This window comes from Ancylobacter lacus (assembly GCF_018390635.1).
In the GTDB taxonomy this organism is placed as follows: domain Bacteria; phylum Pseudomonadota; class Alphaproteobacteria; order Rhizobiales; family Xanthobacteraceae; genus Ancylobacter; species Ancylobacter lacus.
This window is the reverse complement of record NZ_JAHBGE010000001.1, coordinates 82905-99224: the sequence shown is the minus strand read 5'-3', so window position 1 is coordinate 99224 and position 16320 is coordinate 82905. Positions and strand designations below refer to the sequence as shown.

The following is a 16320-nucleotide window of genomic DNA, read 5'->3' as shown; positions in this document are numbered from 1 at the left end:
GACGACGTACAGGCCTCAGCGGAACTCCGCAAGCCGCGCGGCGTAGCGGGCCATCATGTCGACTTCGATATTGACATCATCGCCCGCCTGCACCGGGCCCCAGGTGGTCACGGCGAGGGTGTGGGGGATCAGCAGGCAGCTGAAGCGGGTGCCCTCCACCTCGTTCACCGTCAGCGAGGTGCCGTCGAGCGCGATGGAGCCCTTGATCGCGATGAAGCGGGCCAGCGGCGCCGGCGCCTCGAACACGAACTTCGTCGTCTCGCCCAGATCGTGCCGCTCGACCACCCGGGCGATGCCGTCGGCGTGGCCCTGCACGATATGGCCACCCAGCTCGTCGCCAATCTTCAGAGCGCGCTCCAGGTTGATCCGCCGGCCCGCCGTCCAGTCGCGCACGGTGGTGATGGCGAGCGTTTCCGGCGCCGCCTCGACATCGAAGCGGCCCGGCGCGGTCGAGACGACGGTGAGGCACACGCCCGAACAGGCGACGGAGGCCCCCAGCGCGATCGCGCCGGTGTCGTAGCGCGTGCCGATGGTCAGCCGCCGGACCTCGTGGCGGGGGGTGACGGCGAGAAGCTCGCCAATGTCGGAAATGATGCCCGTGAACATGCTAGCGCCGCCTCAGGATGCGCAGGAGGTCGTCGCCGTGCCTGCGGGTGTCGGTCTCGATCAGATGATGGTTCATCGCCTCCAGCGCCAGCGGCTCGAACGCCTCGATCGCGGCGGCACCGAGGGGCGCGGGGCCGGTGAAGAGCGCCGCCTCGTCGACGAGATCGGCGGTGAGGACGGCGCTTGCCAGCCTCGGGCCGGCCTCGACCATGAGCCTTGTGATGCCGCGCATGGCGAGCAGCCGGAGCGTCTCGTCCAGCGCCAGCCCGCCATCGGCCCCGTCGGCAACGCGCATGACCTCGATGCCGAGCTCGCGCAGCGCCAGCTCCGGTTCGGTCGGCGCGTCGATGCCGGCGACCACCCAGAGCGGGGCGACCTCGCGGCTGCGCACCAGCGCGGAATCGAGCGGCAGCCGCAGCGCGCTGTCCAGCACCACGCGCACCGGCGAGCGGTCGAGCAGTCCCGGCAGCCGGCAGGTGAACTGCGGGTCGTCGGCCAGCACGGTGCCGATGCCGGTCAGCACGGCGTCGGCCTGGCTGCGCATGAGGTGGACCTGTGCCTGCGCGGCGGGCCCGGTGATGCGCACCGGGCGGCGTCCTTCCAGCCCGGCCTTGCCGTCGCTGGAGGCCGCCATCTTCAGCAGCACGTGCGGCCGGCCGGAGACGACGCGGCGAATGTGGCCGGCATGGTCGATGCGGGCAAGCTCGGCGCCCGGCCCCACCGTGACCTCGATGCCGCTCGCCCGCAGCAGGGTGAAGCCGCGCCCGGCGACACGGGGGTCGGGGTCTTCGATGGCGGCGACGACCCGGGCGACGCCGGAGGCGCGGATGGCGTCCGTGCAGGGCGGGGTGCGGCCGTAATGCGAGCAGGGCTCGAGGGTGACGTAGAGCGTCGCGCCGGCTGCCGCCGCGCCGGCGGCGGCGAGGGCGACGGGCTCGGCGTGGGGTCGCCCTCCGGCGGCGGTCCAGCCCCGGCCGAGGATCACCGGTCCCGCCGCGCCGTGGCGCACGACCAGCGCGCCCACCGCGGGGTTGGGCCACGCGATACCGAGATTGTGCCGCCCGATCGTCAGGGCGGTGCCCATCAGCGCCTCGTCGAGCCGGGCGTCCGGCTGGCGGCGATGGTCCGCGGGCCCGTTCATTCCGTTGTCCCGGCCGGCGGATCGTCCTCGTCGAGCGCCCCGGCCGCCCGCAGTTCCTCGCGCACCCGGTGGCGGCGCTCGCCGGTCGCCTCGCCGGGACGGGCCTCGAGTTCGCCGAGCACGGCGCTGAAATCCTTGGCCTCGCGGAAATTGCGATAGACCGAGGCGAAGCGGACATAGGCGACGTCGTCGAGCTGCTTGAGGCTCTCCATCACCAGTTCGCCGATGGTCTCGGAGGTGATCTCGTTCTCGCCGAGGCTTTCAAGGCGCCGGACGAGGCCGGACACCAGCCGCTCAACCCGCTCGGGATCGACCGGCCGCTTGCGCAGCGCGACGCCGATGGAGCGGGCGAGCTTGTCGCGGTCGAACGCCACCCGTCGACCGGAGCGCTTGACGACCATCAGCTCGCGGAGCTGCACGCGCTCGAAGGTGGTGAAACGGCCGCCGCAATCCGGGCAGATGCGGCGGCGCCGGATGGCGGCGCTGTCCTCGGTCGGCCGGGAATCCTTGACCTGGGTGTCGAGGCTTCCGCAATAGGGACAGCGCATGGGCGGGCCTCAGCTGTAGATCGGGAAGCGGGCGACCAGCCCGGCCACCTTCTCGCGCACCGCAGCCTCGACCAGGCTGTCTTCCTCGACGCCCTTCTGCGAGAGCACGTTCAGCACCTCGGCGATCATGTCGCCGACCTGCTGGAACTCCTTCACGCCGAAACCGCGGGTGGTGCCGGCCGGGGTGCCCAGGCGCACGCCGGAGGTGACCATCGGCTTTTCCGGGTCGAAGGGAATGCCGTTCTTGTTGCAGGTGATGTGCGCCCGGCCGAGCGCGATCTCCGACACCTTGCCGGTGAGGCGCTTGGGACGCAGATCGACCAGCATCAGGTGGGTGTCGGTGCCGCCGGAGACGATGTCGAAGCCGTGGCCCTTCAGCGTTTCCGCCAGCGCCTTCGCGTTCTCGACCACGTTCTTCGCGTAGAGCTTGAACTCAGGGCGCAGCGCCTCGCCGAAGGCCACCGCCTTGGCGGCGATGACGTGCATCAGCGGGCCGCCCTGGATGCCGGGGAAGATCGCCGAGTTGAGCTTCTTGGCGAGCGCCTCGTCATTGGTCAGGATCATGCCGCCGCGCGGGCCGCGCAGGGTCTTGTGGGTGGTGGTGGTCACCACATGGGCGTGGGGCACCGGGTTCGGGTGCGCGCCGCCCGCCACCAGACCGGCGAAATGCGCCATGTCGACCATGAGATAGGCGCCGACCGAATCGGCGATCGCCCGCATCTTCGCGAAGTCGATATGGCGGGGATAGGCGGAGCCGCCGGCGACGATCAGCTTCGGCTTGTGCTGGGCGGCGAGGTCGGCGACCACGTCGTAGTCGATGCGGTGGTCGTCCTCGCGCACGCCGTAGGGCACCACGTTGAACCACTTGCCCGACACGTTCACCGGCGAGCCGTGGGTGAGATGGCCGCCCGCGGCGAGGTTGAGGCCGAGGAAGGTGTCGCCCGGCTGCAGAAGGGCGAAGAACACCGCCATGTTGGCCTGCGCGCCCGAATGGGGCTGCACATTGGCGAAACCGGCGCCGAACAGCTTCTTCGCACGGTCGATGGCGAGCTGCTCGGCGACGTCGACGAACTGGCAGCCGCCGTAATAGCGCCGGCCGGGATAGCCTTCGGCATATTTGTTGGTCAGCACCGAACCCTGCGCTTCCAGCACCGCCCGGGAGACGATGTTCTCGGAGGCGATCAGCTCGATCTCGTCGCGCTGGCGGCCGAGTTCGGACGCGATGGCGCCGGCGAGCTCCGGATCGGTCTCGGCGAGCGGGGCGGAGAAGAACTGGTCGGTAACCGCGTTGGCGGCGTGCGCTTCGGACGACATTGGCCGGTCTCCATGGCCTGAGCGGCGGTGGCGGATGAAAAAGGGTGCGCTTGGCCGCGACAATCGAGCCGTCGCTTAGCACAGCGCCTGCCCCGTTTCAAAGCAGGCCGCGGGCAGGGCTGGATTGCGCGGAACCGACATGACCGCAGGCCGGAACGCCGCCGCGCCTCTTCCGGTCCGCATCCGGCCCGCCGCCCGGCGCATGCGGGCGGCTGTGCCGGCGCCGGGGGTTGGGTATGCTGGGGCGTATTCGTCCCTCAGACAGCCGAGCCTTCCCCGATGCAGACGGTCTATTCCCCGCGACATCACGGCCATTCCGGCCATGTCGAGCTCTATAACGGTCAGGTGGTTCCCGCCTTCGAGAAGCCCGAGCGCGCCGAGATGATCCGCGCCGCGGTGGAGGCGCGCGGATTCGGCGCCACCCTCGCCCCGACCGAGCACGGGCTCGCCCCGCTGCTGCGGGTGCACGATGCCGCCTATGTGACCTTCCTCTCCCAGCTCACCGAGCTCTGGGTGGCCGACGGGCGGCCCTTCCCGATCCTGCCGAGCTTCTGGCGCGCGCCCGGCATGCGCTACATCGAGCCGGAGACGGTGGACGGCAAGCTCGGCCACTTCTCCTTCGATGCCGGCTGCTGCTTTGTTGCCGGAACCTGGGACGCGATCCGCTCCTCGGCCGATGTCGCCCTGACCGGCGTCGACCTGATCGCCGCGGGCGCGGCGAGCGCCTTCGCGCTGTGCCGCCCGCCCGGCCATCACGCCCACGCCAACGCCATGGGCGGCTACTGCTTCATCAACAATGCGGCGGTGGCGGCGCAGGCGCTGCTCGATGGCGGCAGCGGACGCGTCGCCATCCTCGATGTCGACTACCACCACGGCAACGGCACCCAGTCCATCTTCTACGACCGCGCCGACGTGCTGGTCTGCAACATCCACGGCGACCCGCGCCAGGAATACCCCTATTTCCTCGGCCATGCCGACGAGACCGGGACGGGCGCGGGCGAGGGTTTCAACGTGAACTACCCGCTGCGCTGGGGCAGCGGCTTCGATGTGTGGTCGCAGGCGCTGGACGAGGCGTGCGGCCGGGTGGCGGCCTATGCGCCGGACGTGGTGGTGGTCTCGCTCGGGGTCGACACCTTCAAGGACGACCCCATCTCGCAGTTCCGGCTCGACAGCCCGGACTACCTCGCCATCGGCGCCCGCATCGCCCGGCTCAACCGGCCGACCCTGTTCGTGCAGGAAGGCGGCTACGCGGTCGAGGCGATAGGGGTCAACGTGGCGAACACGCTCGAGGGCTTCCTCCAGCGCTGAGCCGGGTCGCGGCGGAAGGCGGGTGGGCGGATCAGAGCCGGTACAGGATCTGGTCCGTCCAGAACCGTTCCAGCCGCTGCAGCGCCTTGTTGATGACGTGGAAATCCTGGGTGCCGATGCCGCCGATCTGCTCGATCGTGGCGACGTGCTTGGCGTAGACGCCGGCGACGATGGCCCGGATCTCCTCGCCCTTGTCGGTCAGCTTGATGCGGACCGAGCGGCGGTCGATGCGCGAGCGCTGGTGGTGGAGATAGCCGAGATCCACCAGCTTCTTGAGGTTGTAGGAGACGTTTGAGCCGAGATAGTAGCCGCGCGTGCGCAGCTCGCCGGCGGTCAGCTCGGAATCGCCGATGTTGAACAGCAGCAGCGCCTGCACCGCGTTGACGTCGTCGCGCCCGCGGCGGTCGAACTCGTCCTTCACCACGTCCAGCAGCCGCCGGTGCAGCCGCTCCACCAGGGTGAGGGCCTCCATGTAGAGCGGCCGGATGGGATCGTCTTCAGCCTCGCGCGCGGCGGCTTTCGCCGCCTGAGCTGCCTGTCGCATGTCCAACGCCTCGAATTTTATTCTCTTTCGAGGGAGTTGCCCCCTCTGCTCCGCCCATTCGTAGCGGCAGGGGGGTCAAGGACGGCTTAAGCGGCAGGATGAATCCTTCGTCACCCGAAAGCGTTGACGAAACCTTAACGCGCCGAATCCGCCTTCAAAGGCAAGGCACTTGGCTTGAATCCGGCAGAGGCCGCGCCGGCGGGCATATTAACCCAGCGTAAACCACGCCGCCTCAGTCCTCGGCCTCGACGCCGGCCTTGTAGGCGAGGAAACCGTAGAGCGCGATCAGCGCCGTTTCCACCGCCGCCACCATGACGAGGCTGCCGACGCCTTCGGGCGCCGAGGCGTTGATCATGATCTGGATGATGGTGGTGACCAGCCAGAGCACCACGCCCCAGGCCGCGCCGAGCCAGAGGCCGACCGCCGCGACCGGGTTCATGATCGCGGCCCAGATGACCGCCGACTGCGCCGCGGTCGAGAGCATCTCGAACCGGCTGGTGTCGCCGTCCCACACCCCACAGATCAGCGTCCAGCAATAGATCGTCTTCAGGAGCAGGAAGCCGGCGAGCACCCGCAGATAGATCAGCACCCGCCGCTGCCACGGGCTCATGCGGGTGGTGCCGATGCCGAGCGCGCCGTCGAAGGGGTCGAGGGAGGTCATCATGGCGGGCATGGCTCCAGGCGGCAGGCGGCGGGAGCGGCGGAGGCGCCGGCTCGCGCAGGGGTGAGGCGGGCTGGCGTCAGGCGAAGCCGGCGGGCAGGATCAGTTCGTCCGCCAGCGGCGCGTCGAACAGCGCCGTGATGGCGGCGGGGTCGATCGCCTCCAGCCGGTCGGGGCGCCAGGTGGGCGACTGATCCTTGTCGATCAATACAGCACGCACGCCCTCATAGAAATCGTGCCCTTCCAGCACCCGGCTCACCACGCGGAATTCAAGCCGCAGGCAGCCGGCGAGGTCGAGGCCCGGCCCGCGCCGCATCTGCTCGAAGGCGATGAAGACGCTGGTCGGGCAGACCCGGCGCAGCGTCGCGAGCTGGGCCGCGGCGAAGGCGGCGAGGTCGCCCTCCCCCGTCGCCGCGTGCTCCAGCGCGGCGACGATGGCCGGCAGGGTCCCGCCGGCGAAGATGCGGTCGATCTCCGGGTAGAGCGCGCCGAGCGCCGGGGCCGGGGGCACAACGGCGAACCGGTCGAGGGTCGGCGCCATGGCGTCGCCTTCCGCCAGCGCGGCGACGAGATCGTCCCAGCGCTCGGCCGGAACGTGGTGGGTATAGAGCCCCAGCGCCACCGCGTCGGACATGCCGATGCGCGCGCCGGTCAGCGCCAGCCAGGTGCCGGTCCAGCCCGGCAGGCGGGGCAGCACATGGGTGGCGCCGACATCCGGGAACAGCCCGATGGCCACTTCCGGCATGGCGAAGCCGAGTTTCTCGCCGGCGACACGGAAGGCCCCATGACCGGAAATACCGAATCCGCCGCCGAAGCACAGCCCGTCCACCAGCGAGACGAACGGCTTGGGAAACACCGAGATCGCGTGGTTGAGGGTGTATTCGTCGCGCCAGAAGGCGCGCGCCGCCTCGGCATGGCCGCCATGGCCGAGCTCGGCCATGGCCCGCACGTCGCCCCCGGCGCAGAACGCCTTCTCATGGGCCGAGCGCAGCACGACATGGGCGATGGCCTCATCCGCGGCGAAGTCGCGCAGGGCCCGGCCCATGGCGAGGATCATGCCGTGGGTGAGGGCGTTGAGCGCCCGGGGCCGGTCGAGGGTGATGATCCCGGCGCGGCCGCGGGATTCGATGTGGATGCCGTTCTGGCCGGTCACGTTCGTCGCGCCTCGCCTGCGATGGATCAAGGACAGCGCCCGGATTAGCCCGTATCGACGGGGGACGGAAGCCCGCCATAGGTCGTCCGTCCGCCGCTTCCGCGGCAGGCTGCGGCCGATCACCGCCGCGTCACCATGGGGGGCATCCCCCGGGACGGACGTGCGAAACAGTGATCAGCAGTCGCGCTTGCCGCGAGATGTCGTTATAAGCATTCGAAACTGGCTGTCGCGAGCATGACCATGCCCATTCCCTTCGCCCGTCCGCGCCCGGTCACCGAGTCCCGCGCCGACGCGGCCCGGCTCCAGCTTCCCAGCCGGATGCGGCGCAACCGCAAATCGGAGTGGTCGCGCCAGCTCGTTCGCGAGAACACGCTCACCGTCGCCGACCTGATCTGGCCGATCTTCGTGATGGACGGCAGCGAGAACCGCACCCAGGTCGGCTCCATGCCGGGGGTCGAGCGGCTGACCGTGGACGAGGCGGTGCGCGAGGCGGAGCGGGCGGCAGGGCTCGGCATCCCTGCCCTCGCGCTGTTTCCCTACACCGACCCGGCGCTGCGCACCGCCGACGGGCGCGAGGCGCTGAACCGCGACAATCTGGTCTGCCGCGCGCTACGCGCCATCAAGGACGCGGTGCCCCATATCGGCCTCATCACCGACGTCGCGCTCGACCCCTACACCAGCCACGGCCATGACGGGCTGCTGTCGGAGGACGGCCGCATCCTCAACGACGAGACCGTGGCCGTGCTGGTCGAGCAGGCGCTGGTGCAGGCGGATGCCGGCGCCGACGTGATCGCTCCCTCCGACATGATGGACGGCCGGGTCGGCGCCATTCGCGCCGCGATGGACGATGCCGGCCATCTCGACCCGCAGATTCTCGCCTACAGCGCCAAATACGCCTCGGCCTTCTACGGCCCGTTCCGCGACGCGGTCGGCTCCTCCGGCTGCCTCAAGGGCGACAAGCGCTCCTACCAGATGGACCCGGCCAACGGCGCCGAGGCGATCCGCGAGGCCGCGCTCGATGTCGAGGAAGGCGCGGACATGCTGATGGTGAAGCCCGGCCTGCCCTATCTCGACATCATCTGGCGGCTGAAGGAGGCGTTCGGCCTGCCGACCTTCGCCTATCAGGTCTCCGGCGAATACGCGATGATCGAGGCCGCCGCCCGCAATGGCTGGCTCGACGGCGAGCGCGCGATGATGGAAAGCCTGATGGCGTTCAAGCGCGCCGGTGCCGACGGCATCCTCACCTATTTCGCCCCGCGCGTGGCCGAGAAGCTGGTCCGCGAGGGGTGACGCCGCGGCCGGAACGGGCGGCTGCGCCCGCCCGGCCTCGTCTTCCGGCCGCGGGATGGCGCATCCCCGGCCTCCTCCCCCACCCTCTCCTGAGCTTCTGTTCCCTCCACGCCGGCCGGCTCTTCGCCCGCCTGCTGCTGCCGGCGCTGCTGATTCTGCTCGCCGGCTGCAGCGGCGTCATCGATGCCGACCAGGCGTCGATCTGCCGGGCGGTGGCGCCCGCGCTGCATGAGGACGGCGTCGATATCCGCGAGATCGCGCTGCGTCCGGTGCCGAACGAGCCCCACGCGCTGCGGCTCGCCTACACCGTGCGCGACGATCTCGGCAGCCGGGCGCACTGGCTGATCTGCCAGTTCGCCGGCGCCGGCGGCACCGCCCGCTTCGATCTGGTCGATGTCGAGACCGACCATGGCGGGGTCAGCGACATCAAACTTCTCATCCTGAAGCGCTGGTGGCTGCCCGAGCACACCGGCCGGAGCCTCTCCGGCGCGGCGTTCGGCATGGGGGCTTCCGCCGCCTACTGGGTGCAGCAGGCGCTGAACGGCCTGACCCTCGCCGGCATCTACGGGCTGATGGCCACCAGCTTCGCGCTGCTCTACGGCCTCACCGGGCGCATCAACCTCGCCCTTGGCGAAATCGGCGTGTTCGGCGGCACCGCCATGCTGATCGGGATGACGGTGGCGCTGGCGAGCGGCACGCTGTCCGGGCCGACGCTGCTGCTCGCCTTCCTCGCCGGCATCGCCGCGGCGGCGCTGCTCGGCGGCGTCCTCGGCCAGGCCGTGCTGCTGCCGGTGATGGCGCGGGCGCGCGGCACCCAGCCCGTGCTGATCGCCGGCGTGGCATTGGCCGTGGTCATCGGGGAGGCCCTGCGCATCACCGTGCCCAACCGCGAGAACTGGCTGCCGCCGCTGCTCAACCTGCCCATTCCGCTGGCGGGGCGCTCCGGCGGCTTCATCGCCACCACGACCCCGGCGCAGCTTCTGGCAACCGGGCTCGGCTTTTCCGGCGCCTCGGTCCTGCTGGGACTCATCGGCCTCACCGGCTTCGGCCGGGCCTGGCGGGCCTATGCCCAGGACCCGGGCATGGCGGCGCTGCTGGGCGTGAACGTGCCGCGGCTGCTGTCGGCGACCTTCCTGCTGTCGGGCGGCGCGGCCGGCCTCGCGGGAACGATGGCGGTGGTGGCCTATGGCACGGTGGAGCCCGGCGCGGGGCTGGCCGTCGGGCTGAAGGCGCTGATCGCCGCCGTCATCGGTGGCATCGGCTCCATCCCCGGCGCCTTTCTCGGCGCGATTGTGGTCGCCACCGTCGAAACGCTCTGGTCGGCGACCTTCAATATCGTGTATCGCGACGTGGTGATCTATTCACTGCTGATCGCCTTCCTCGTGCTGCGGCCCGGGGGCCTGCTCAATCGGGCGGCCCCGTCGCCGCGGGAATTCTGAGCCCGCCATGACCCTGCCCGTCTCGCCTGCCGACATCGCCGCCGCCCGCCACCTCCTGACCGGCGCGGTGCTGCGCACCCCGATGCTGCCGGCGCCGCGGCTTTCCGCGCTCACCGGCGCCCATGTCTTCGTCAAGTACGAGAACCTGCAGGTCACCGCGAGCTTCAAGGAACGCGGCGCGCTGGTGAAGCTCGCCAGCCTCACCGCGGCGGAGCGGGCCCGTGGCGTCGTCGCCATGTCCGCCGGCAACCACGCCCAGGCGGTGGCCTATCACGCCGCGCGGCTCGGCATCCGCGCCACCATCGTCATGCCCAAGCACACCCCGATCGTGAAGGTCGCCGCCACCCGCGCGCACGGCGCCCGCGTGGTGCTGCACGGGGAGAGCGTCGCCGACGCCAGCGAGGAGGCGGACCGGCTGGCGCAGGCGGAGAAGCTGGTCTGGGTCCACCCCTATGACGACCCCCATGTGATCGCGGGCCAGGGCTCCATCGCCTTCGAGATGCTGGAGGACGCGCCCGACCTCGACGCGTTGGTGGTGCCGATCGGCGGCGGCGGGCTTATCGCCGGCATGGCGGTGGCGGCCAAGTCGGTGCGCCCGGATATCGAGGTGGTGGGCGTCGAAACCACGCTCTACCCCGCCATGTGGAACGCGCTGCACCAGCAGAACCGCCCCTGCGAGGGCGCGACCCTCGCCGAGGGCATCGCGGTGCGCAATGTCGGCCTGCTGACCCGCGAGATCGTCTCGGCGCTGGTCGGCGACGTCGTGCTGGTGGACGAGCCCACCTTCGAGCGGGCGGTGAACATCTTCCTCACCCAGCAGAAGACGCTCTCGGAGGGTGCCGGCGCCGCCGGGCTCGCCGCCATGCTGGCCGAACCGGAGCGCTACCGCGGCCGCAATGTCGGGCTGGTGGTGAGCGGGGGCAATATCGACCCGCGCATCGTCGCCTCCATCATGCTGCGCGAGCTGGAGCGCGAGGAGCGCATCGTCTCCTTCCGCTTTTCCATGCTGGACCGGCCGGGCGAGCTCGGCATCATCGCCACCCTGCTCGGCCGGCTGGGCGCCAACATCCTCGAGGTCGAGCACAAGCGGCATTTCCTTGACGTCCACGCCAAGGGCGCCCGGCTCGACGTCACGGTCGAGACGCGCGACCGCGCCCACGCCGAGGATGTGCACCGCGCCCTGCTGGCGGACGGCATGGACGTGGTGCGGGTCGACTGGCAGTCCGGGGGTTGACGGCCGGGGCGCGGCCCTTGCCGCTCCGATGGCGCCTTCCCACCTGAGGGATGAACAGGAGCCTGCCATGGCCGCTTACGGTCGCGCCGACGATGCCGACAAGCCCTACGCCTATGACCCGCGGATCCACCCGGAATATTTCCGCGGCGTGCTCGGCCGACGCTTCCTGGCGTTCCTCATCGACCTCGTCATCATCTGCGCCCCGATCGGCTTCGCGGCGGTGGTGATCTTCGTGCTGGGACTGGTGACGCTCGGGGTCGGCTGGTTCCTGTTCGGGCTGCTGAGCCCGGCCTTCCTGCTCTGGGCGCTGATCTATACCGGGCTGACGCTGGGCGGGCCGCGCTCGGCCACCGTGGGCATGCGGGCGGTCGATATCGAGATGCGGCTGTGGTACGGCGCCCCGATGTACAGCCTGCTCGCGGTGATGAGCGTGGTGCTCTACTGGGTCTCGGTCAGCGTGCTGACGCCGCTGGTGCTGCTGGTGCCGCTGTTCAACGGCCGCCGCCGGATGCTGCACGACCTTCTCCTCGGCACCGTGGTGGTGAATGGCGAGGCGCGGGCCGCGGCGCTGCGCCGCTACCGCTGACGGCGGTCGGCGATCACGATTTCCAGCGGCGGCGCCGGAGGCTTTGACGAGCGGCCCCGCCCGCGCGATCCTGTAGGACCCGACGCGATGACAGTGCCGTGACCGAACATCCCCGCGACACGCCCCAGTTCTATCTCACCGCCCCCTCCCCGTGCCCCTATCTCCCCGGGCGCGAGGAGCGGAAGGTGTTCACCCATCTGGTGGGCGAGCGGGCAACCCATCTCAACGACGTGCTGACCCATGGCGGCTTCCGCCGCTCGCAGTCGATCGCCTATCGGCCGGCCTGCGAGTTCTGCCGGGCCTGCGTCTCGGTGCGGATCGTGGTGGAGGATTTCGTCGAGGGCCGCAGCTTCCGCCGGGTGCGGCACACCAATGCCGACCTCATCGGCGACATCCGCGCCGCCGTGCCTACGGCCGAGCAGTATTCGCTGTTCCGGGCCTATCTCGACAGCCGCCACGGCGACGGCGGCATGGCCGACATGACGGTGCTGGACTACGCCATGATGATCGAGGACAGCCATGTCCGCACCCGGCTGATCGAATACCGCCGGCGCGGCCCCGACTCCGCGATCCACGGCCGCGGTCAGGGCCCGCTGTTCGGCGTCGCCCTGACCGACGTGCTCGCCGACGGCCTGTCGATGGTCTATTCGTTCTACGAGCCCGAGGCGCCGGCCCGCTCGCTCGGCACCTTCATGATCCTCGACCACATCGAGAAGGCCCGCGCGCTGGGCCTGCCCTATGTCTATCTCGGCTATTGGGTCGATGGCTCGGCCAAGATGGACTACAAGCGCCGCTTCATGCCCCAGGAACGCCTCGCCCCCCATGGCTGGCAGCGGGTGGAGGAATAGCCGCCCTCACCCGAAGCGGTTGTTGCGCGGGAAGCCCTTGGGCGGGAGGCGGCCCGCGGTGGCGCGCTCGGCCAGCCATTCCGTCAGTTCTGTTACGGTCCAGGTCCGGCCGGAGGTGTCGACCCAGGTCAGGCCGTCGGCGAGGGTGAACACCTTCACGTCCGACATCGCGCCGTCCTTGTAGCGCTGCAGCCGCACCCCGCGCCCGCGCACCATCTCCGGCACCTGGAGCAGCGGGAACAGCAGCAGCCGGCGGTTCTCGCCGATCACCGCGACGGTGTCGCCCTGGGCCGGCACCACGGCGCAGGCCTCCTGCCCGTCGACACCGAGCACCTGCTTGCCCTTGCGGGTGGTGCCCAGCACCTCGTCCTCGGAGACGACGAAGCCGCGCCCCTCCTTCGCCGCCACCAGCAGCCGGCGGCCGCCCTGATAGGGGAAGACGTCGACGATGTCGGCCTCCTGTTCGAGGTCGATCGACAGCCGGATCGGCTCGCCATGGCCGCGCCCGCCCGGCAGTTTCGCGGCGTCGAGCGTGTAGAACCGGCCATTGGTGGCGAAGACCAGAAGCTTGGAGGTGGTCTCGGCGAAGAAGGCGTGCTTCAGCCCGTCATCGGCCTTGAAGGCAAGGTTGCCGAGGTCGGCGACATGGCCCTTCAGCGCCCGGATCCAACCCTTTTGAGACACCACCACGGTGATCGGCTCGCGCTCGACCAGCGCCTCGCTCACCGCGTCGGCGTCGTGGGCGGCGGCCTCGCCGAAGCCGGTGCGGCGACGCCCGACCGCGGTGTCGGGGCCGAACTGCCGGCGCACCTCGGCGAGCTGGCCGGCGATCGCCTGCCACTGCCGGGCGTCGGAGCCCAGCAGCGCCACCAGCCCGTCCTTCTCGGCCGAGAGGCGGTCGTGCTCCTTGCGGATCTCGAACTCCTCCAGCTTGCGCAGCGAGCGCAGCCGCATGTTGAGAATGGCCTCGGCCTGCACGTCGGACAGGGCGAAGGTCGCCATCAGCACCGGCTTGGGCTCGTCCTCCTCGCGGATGATGCGGATGACCTCGTCGAGGTTGAGATAGGCGATGAGGTAGCCGCCCAGCACCTCGAGCCGGTGCTCGATCTCGGCGAGCCGATGGCGCGAGCGGCGCTGCAGCACGTCGCGGCGGTGGTCCAGCCATTCCAGCAGCGCCTCGCCGAGGCTGACGATCTTCGGCACCTGGCCGCCGACCAGCACGTTCATGTTGAGAGGAAACCGGATCTCCAGCTCGGTGAGCTTGAAGAGGCTTTCCATCATCAGCTCGGCGTCGACCGTGCGGGCACGCGGCTCCAGCACGAGGCGCACATCCTCCGCCGATTCGTCGCGCACATCGGCGAGCAGCGGCAGCTTCTTCTCGTTGAGCAGGTCCGCGATCTTCTCGACGAGGCGCGATTTCGGCACCGAATAGGGAATCTCGGTCACCACCACGACATAGGAGCCGCGCCCGGTATCCTCCTTGTGCCAGCGGGCGCGCAGGCGGAAACCGCCGCGGCCGGTGGCATAGGCATCCGCGATCGCCGAGGGCGGGTCGATGATGACGCCGCCGGTGGGAAAGTCGGGGCCCTTCACGAAGGCCATGAGCTGGTCGGTGGTGGCGTCGCGGTGGTCGATCAGGTGCAGCGCGGCGTCGATCAGCTCGGCGGCGTTGTGAGGGGGAATCGAGGTCGCCATGCCCACGGCGATGCCGGTGGAGCCGTTGGCGAGCAGGTTCGGGAACGCGCCCGGCAGCACGGCCGGCTCTTCCGACTGGCCGTCGTAGTTCGGGCGGAAGGCGACCGCGTCCTCGTCGATGCCGTCCAGCATCAGCCGGGCGACCTCGGTCATCCGGGCTTCGGTGTAGCGGTGGGCGGCGGCATTGTCGCCGTCGATATTGCCGAAATTGCCCTGGCCGTCCACGAGGGGGTAGCGCTGGGAGAAGTCCTGCGCCAGCCGCACCAGCGCGTCGTAGATCGCCTGGTCGCCATGGGGATGGAACGTGCCCATGACGTCGCCGACGATCTTCGCCGACTTCTTGAACGGGGTGCCGGGGTCGAGCCGCAGCAGCCGCATGCCGTAGAGAATGCGGCGGTGGACCGGCTTCAGCCCATCCCGCGCGTCGGGCAGCGCCCGGTGCATGATGGTCGACAGCGCATAGGCGAGGTAGCGCTCCTCGAGCGCCGCCTTCAGCCCCACGGGCTCGATGGTGCCGCCTCCCGGCGGAATCGGACGTTCTCCCATGGCCCCTCGGTACAGCCTTCGCACGATAAGAACAAGTCAGGAACACGCACCGTCCCCGCCCGCGCCGCGACGGCCCGTTATATCCGCGGATTAAATTACCGTAATGATAATGCAGTAATAAAACACCATTTGTCGTACAGACGGTGCCGGGCTGCCGCGGCCATGGACAGATCCGCTCGAGCCGATCACATCTCTGAATGCTTGTTCAGTCTTGCGGCAGAAACGGGCGACATTCTTCATTATCGGAACGAAATCCCACGCCACAGTGTTTCCGGTCGGATCATTCGATCAGGAGGATTCCATGAAGAACCTTGTCGTCGCTGCGATCGGTGCTGCCGCCATTGGGCTTTTTGCCGCGGCCGGCCCGGCCTCCGCCATCCCGCTCTCTGCCGCCGGCGCGGCGGTCCGCGGCTCCGCCGCCTCGGTGCCGCTGGCCGAGCCGGTGGCGTGGCGCACGGTCTGCCAGCGCCGCCCGGTGTGGCGCGGCGGAATGCGGGTATGGGTGCGCGACTGCAACCGCGTCTGGGTCGGCCCCCCACGGCCCTATGCCGGCTCCTACCGCGGCCCGCGCTATTGGAACAACGGCTACTACTACCGCGACCGCGCCTATCGCTACCGCATCTATTGAGCCCTGAGGGCGCCCGACCCTCAGGGGCGCGGGGCGCGGAGTTTCCCGCTCCGCGCCAGCGCCGCCAGAAACGCCGCGCGGGAATCGGGCATGCCGATTCCGCGCGGCTCCAGCACCCGCCGGCGCAGGAAGAAGCCGGTGAGGTCATAGGCGGCGTCGATCTCCGCCCGGTCCGGTGGCTCCGCCACGTCCCCCACCAGGAAGAACGGCAGCGCGAAGAGCTGGTCGCGCCAGGGGCCGGCCGCCTCCCCGCTCACCGCCCGGCCGGATTTCGGCGAGACGAAGCGCAGATCATTGCGCCCGCCCGTCGCCGCGCAGCGATCGAGCTCCAGCCCGAAGCCAAGCTCCGCCAGCATCAGCAGCTCGAAGCGCGCGACCAGCATCGCCGCCGGCTCCGGCGCGTCGAGCAGCTCCATCATCGCCTCCAGCACGGCGTGAAGGCCGGGATGGGGGTCGCGCTCCGGCAGCAGGCGCAGCAGCGCGGCGAGATGGGCGAAGGCATAGGAAGCACAGGCGCTGGCCATCAGCCGGTCGGCCCGGGCGGCCGTGGTCTCCAGCGTGTAGGCGCCGAGCTGGCCGTCGATCCGCGCCCGCCACACCGCGCGCACCGCATTGCCCGGCTGCAGCCCGGCCGCCTGCCGGCGCGAGCCGCCCCCGCGCACCAGGCCGAGATGGCGGCCATGGCCGGCGGTCATCAGCTCGACGATGGCGTTGCCCTCGCCGTGGCGGCGCAGCCCCAGGATGATGCCCTCGTCGGTCCATTCCATGCGCGCGCCGCG

16 protein-coding genes are annotated in these 16320 nt (G+C 70.2%); 7 read left to right on the top strand and 9 right to left on the bottom strand.

The annotated features are described in order from the left end of the window. Positions 1 to 15 precede the first annotated feature (15 nt). The 4 genes from KHC27_RS00515 to glyA are packed head-to-tail and all read right to left on the bottom strand — an operon-like array spanning position 16 to position 3609. Positions 16 to 606 carry a riboflavin synthase gene (locus tag KHC27_RS00515; protein WP_213333859.1) on the bottom strand — a complete coding sequence of 197 codons (591 nt, stop codon included), beginning with the start codon at positions 604 to 606 and terminating at the stop codon, positions 16 to 18. 1 nt (position 607) lies between these two features. Beyond that, a complete protein-coding gene (ribD, locus tag KHC27_RS00510; RefSeq protein WP_246518592.1) occupies positions 608 to 1747 on the bottom strand; it encodes a bifunctional diaminohydroxyphosphoribosylaminopyrimidine deaminase/5-amino-6-(5-phosphoribosylamino)uracil reductase RibD in 1140 nt (379 codons plus the stop codon). Further along, the gene (gene nrdR, locus KHC27_RS00505) at positions 1744 to 2295 is read right to left on the bottom strand and encodes a transcriptional regulator NrdR (RefSeq protein ID WP_246518590.1); all 552 of its coding nucleotides are present in this window, start codon (positions 2293 to 2295) and stop codon (positions 1744 to 1746) included. Before nrdR ends, ribD begins: the two co-directional genes overlap by 4 nt. 9 nt (positions 2296 to 2304) lie before the next feature. Continuing rightward, positions 2305 to 3609 (bottom strand): serine hydroxymethyltransferase, encoded by a 1305-nt coding sequence (glyA, locus tag KHC27_RS00500; protein ID WP_213333858.1) that lies wholly within the window; start codon positions 3607 to 3609, stop codon positions 2305 to 2307. Positions 3610 to 3888: 279 nt separating this feature from the next. Here glyA and KHC27_RS00495 point away from each other — a divergent pair, with 279 nt between their 5' ends. Further along, positions 3889 to 4917: a histone deacetylase family protein gene (locus KHC27_RS00495; RefSeq protein ID WP_213333857.1), complete on the top strand. Its 1029-nt coding sequence runs from the start codon at positions 3889 to 3891 to the stop codon at positions 4915 to 4917. 31 nt (positions 4918 to 4948) lie between these two features. Here KHC27_RS00495 and ldtR read toward each other — a convergent pair whose 3' ends face one another. From ldtR to KHC27_RS00480, 3 genes are all read right to left on the bottom strand, one after another. Then, complete coding sequence (gene ldtR / locus KHC27_RS00490) at positions 4949 to 5461, bottom strand: transcriptional regulator LdtR (protein ID WP_213333855.1); 513 nt, start codon at positions 5459 to 5461, stop codon at positions 4949 to 4951. A 232-nt stretch (positions 5462 to 5693) separates the two neighbouring features. Beyond that, entirely contained in the window at positions 5694 to 6125 is a 432-nt protein-coding gene (locus KHC27_RS00485) for a DUF6163 family protein (protein ID WP_246518588.1), read from the bottom strand. Between the two features lie 76 nt (positions 6126 to 6201). Beyond that, positions 6202 to 7275, bottom strand: a complete 1074-nt coding sequence (locus KHC27_RS00480; RefSeq protein ID WP_213333854.1) for an enoyl-CoA hydratase/isomerase family protein — start codon at positions 7273 to 7275, stop codon at positions 6202 to 6204. 240 nt (positions 7276 to 7515) lie between these two features. Between KHC27_RS00480 and hemB the strand changes: the two genes are divergently transcribed. The 5 genes from hemB (at position 7516) to KHC27_RS00455 (ending at position 12672) form a co-directional block, all read left to right on the top strand. Beyond that, complete coding sequence (gene hemB, locus KHC27_RS00475; RefSeq protein ID WP_213333886.1) at positions 7516 to 8565, top strand: porphobilinogen synthase; 1050 nt, start codon at positions 7516 to 7518, stop codon at positions 8563 to 8565. After that, complete coding sequence (locus tag KHC27_RS00470) at positions 8562 to 10004, top strand: branched-chain amino acid ABC transporter permease (RefSeq protein ID WP_343210797.1); 1443 nt, start codon at positions 8562 to 8564, stop codon at positions 10002 to 10004. Before hemB ends, KHC27_RS00470 begins: the two co-directional genes overlap by 4 nt. Before the next feature lie 7 nt (positions 10005 to 10011). Further along, the gene (locus KHC27_RS00465) at positions 10012 to 11238 is read left to right on the top strand and encodes a threonine ammonia-lyase (protein WP_213333853.1); all 1227 of its coding nucleotides are present in this window, start codon (positions 10012 to 10014) and stop codon (positions 11236 to 11238) included. 67 nt (positions 11239 to 11305) lie between these two features. Then, entirely contained in the window at positions 11306 to 11824 is a 519-nt protein-coding gene (locus tag KHC27_RS00460) for an RDD family protein (RefSeq protein ID WP_213333852.1), read from the top strand. A 98-nt stretch (positions 11825 to 11922) separates the two neighbouring features. Then, positions 11923 to 12672, top strand: a complete 750-nt coding sequence (locus KHC27_RS00455) for an arginyltransferase (protein ID WP_213333851.1) — start codon at positions 11923 to 11925, stop codon at positions 12670 to 12672. 6 nt (positions 12673 to 12678) lie between these two features. Here the strand turns inward: KHC27_RS00455 and parC are convergent, their stop codons facing one another. After that, the gene (gene parC / locus KHC27_RS00450; protein WP_213333850.1) at positions 12679 to 14913 is read right to left on the bottom strand and encodes a DNA topoisomerase IV subunit A; all 2235 of its coding nucleotides are present in this window, start codon (positions 14911 to 14913) and stop codon (positions 12679 to 12681) included. A 301-nt stretch (positions 14914 to 15214) separates the two neighbouring features. Here parC and KHC27_RS00445 point away from each other — a divergent pair, with 301 nt between their 5' ends. Continuing rightward, positions 15215 to 15541, top strand: a complete 327-nt coding sequence (locus KHC27_RS00445) for a hypothetical protein (protein ID WP_213333849.1) — start codon at positions 15215 to 15217, stop codon at positions 15539 to 15541. Positions 15542 to 15561: 20 nt separating this feature from the next. Here KHC27_RS00445 and recO read toward each other — a convergent pair whose 3' ends face one another. Further along, positions 15562 to 16308 carry a DNA repair protein RecO gene (gene recO, locus KHC27_RS00440; protein WP_213333848.1) on the bottom strand — a complete coding sequence of 249 codons (747 nt, stop codon included), beginning with the start codon at positions 16306 to 16308 and terminating at the stop codon, positions 15562 to 15564. Positions 16309 to 16320 lie beyond the last annotated feature (12 nt).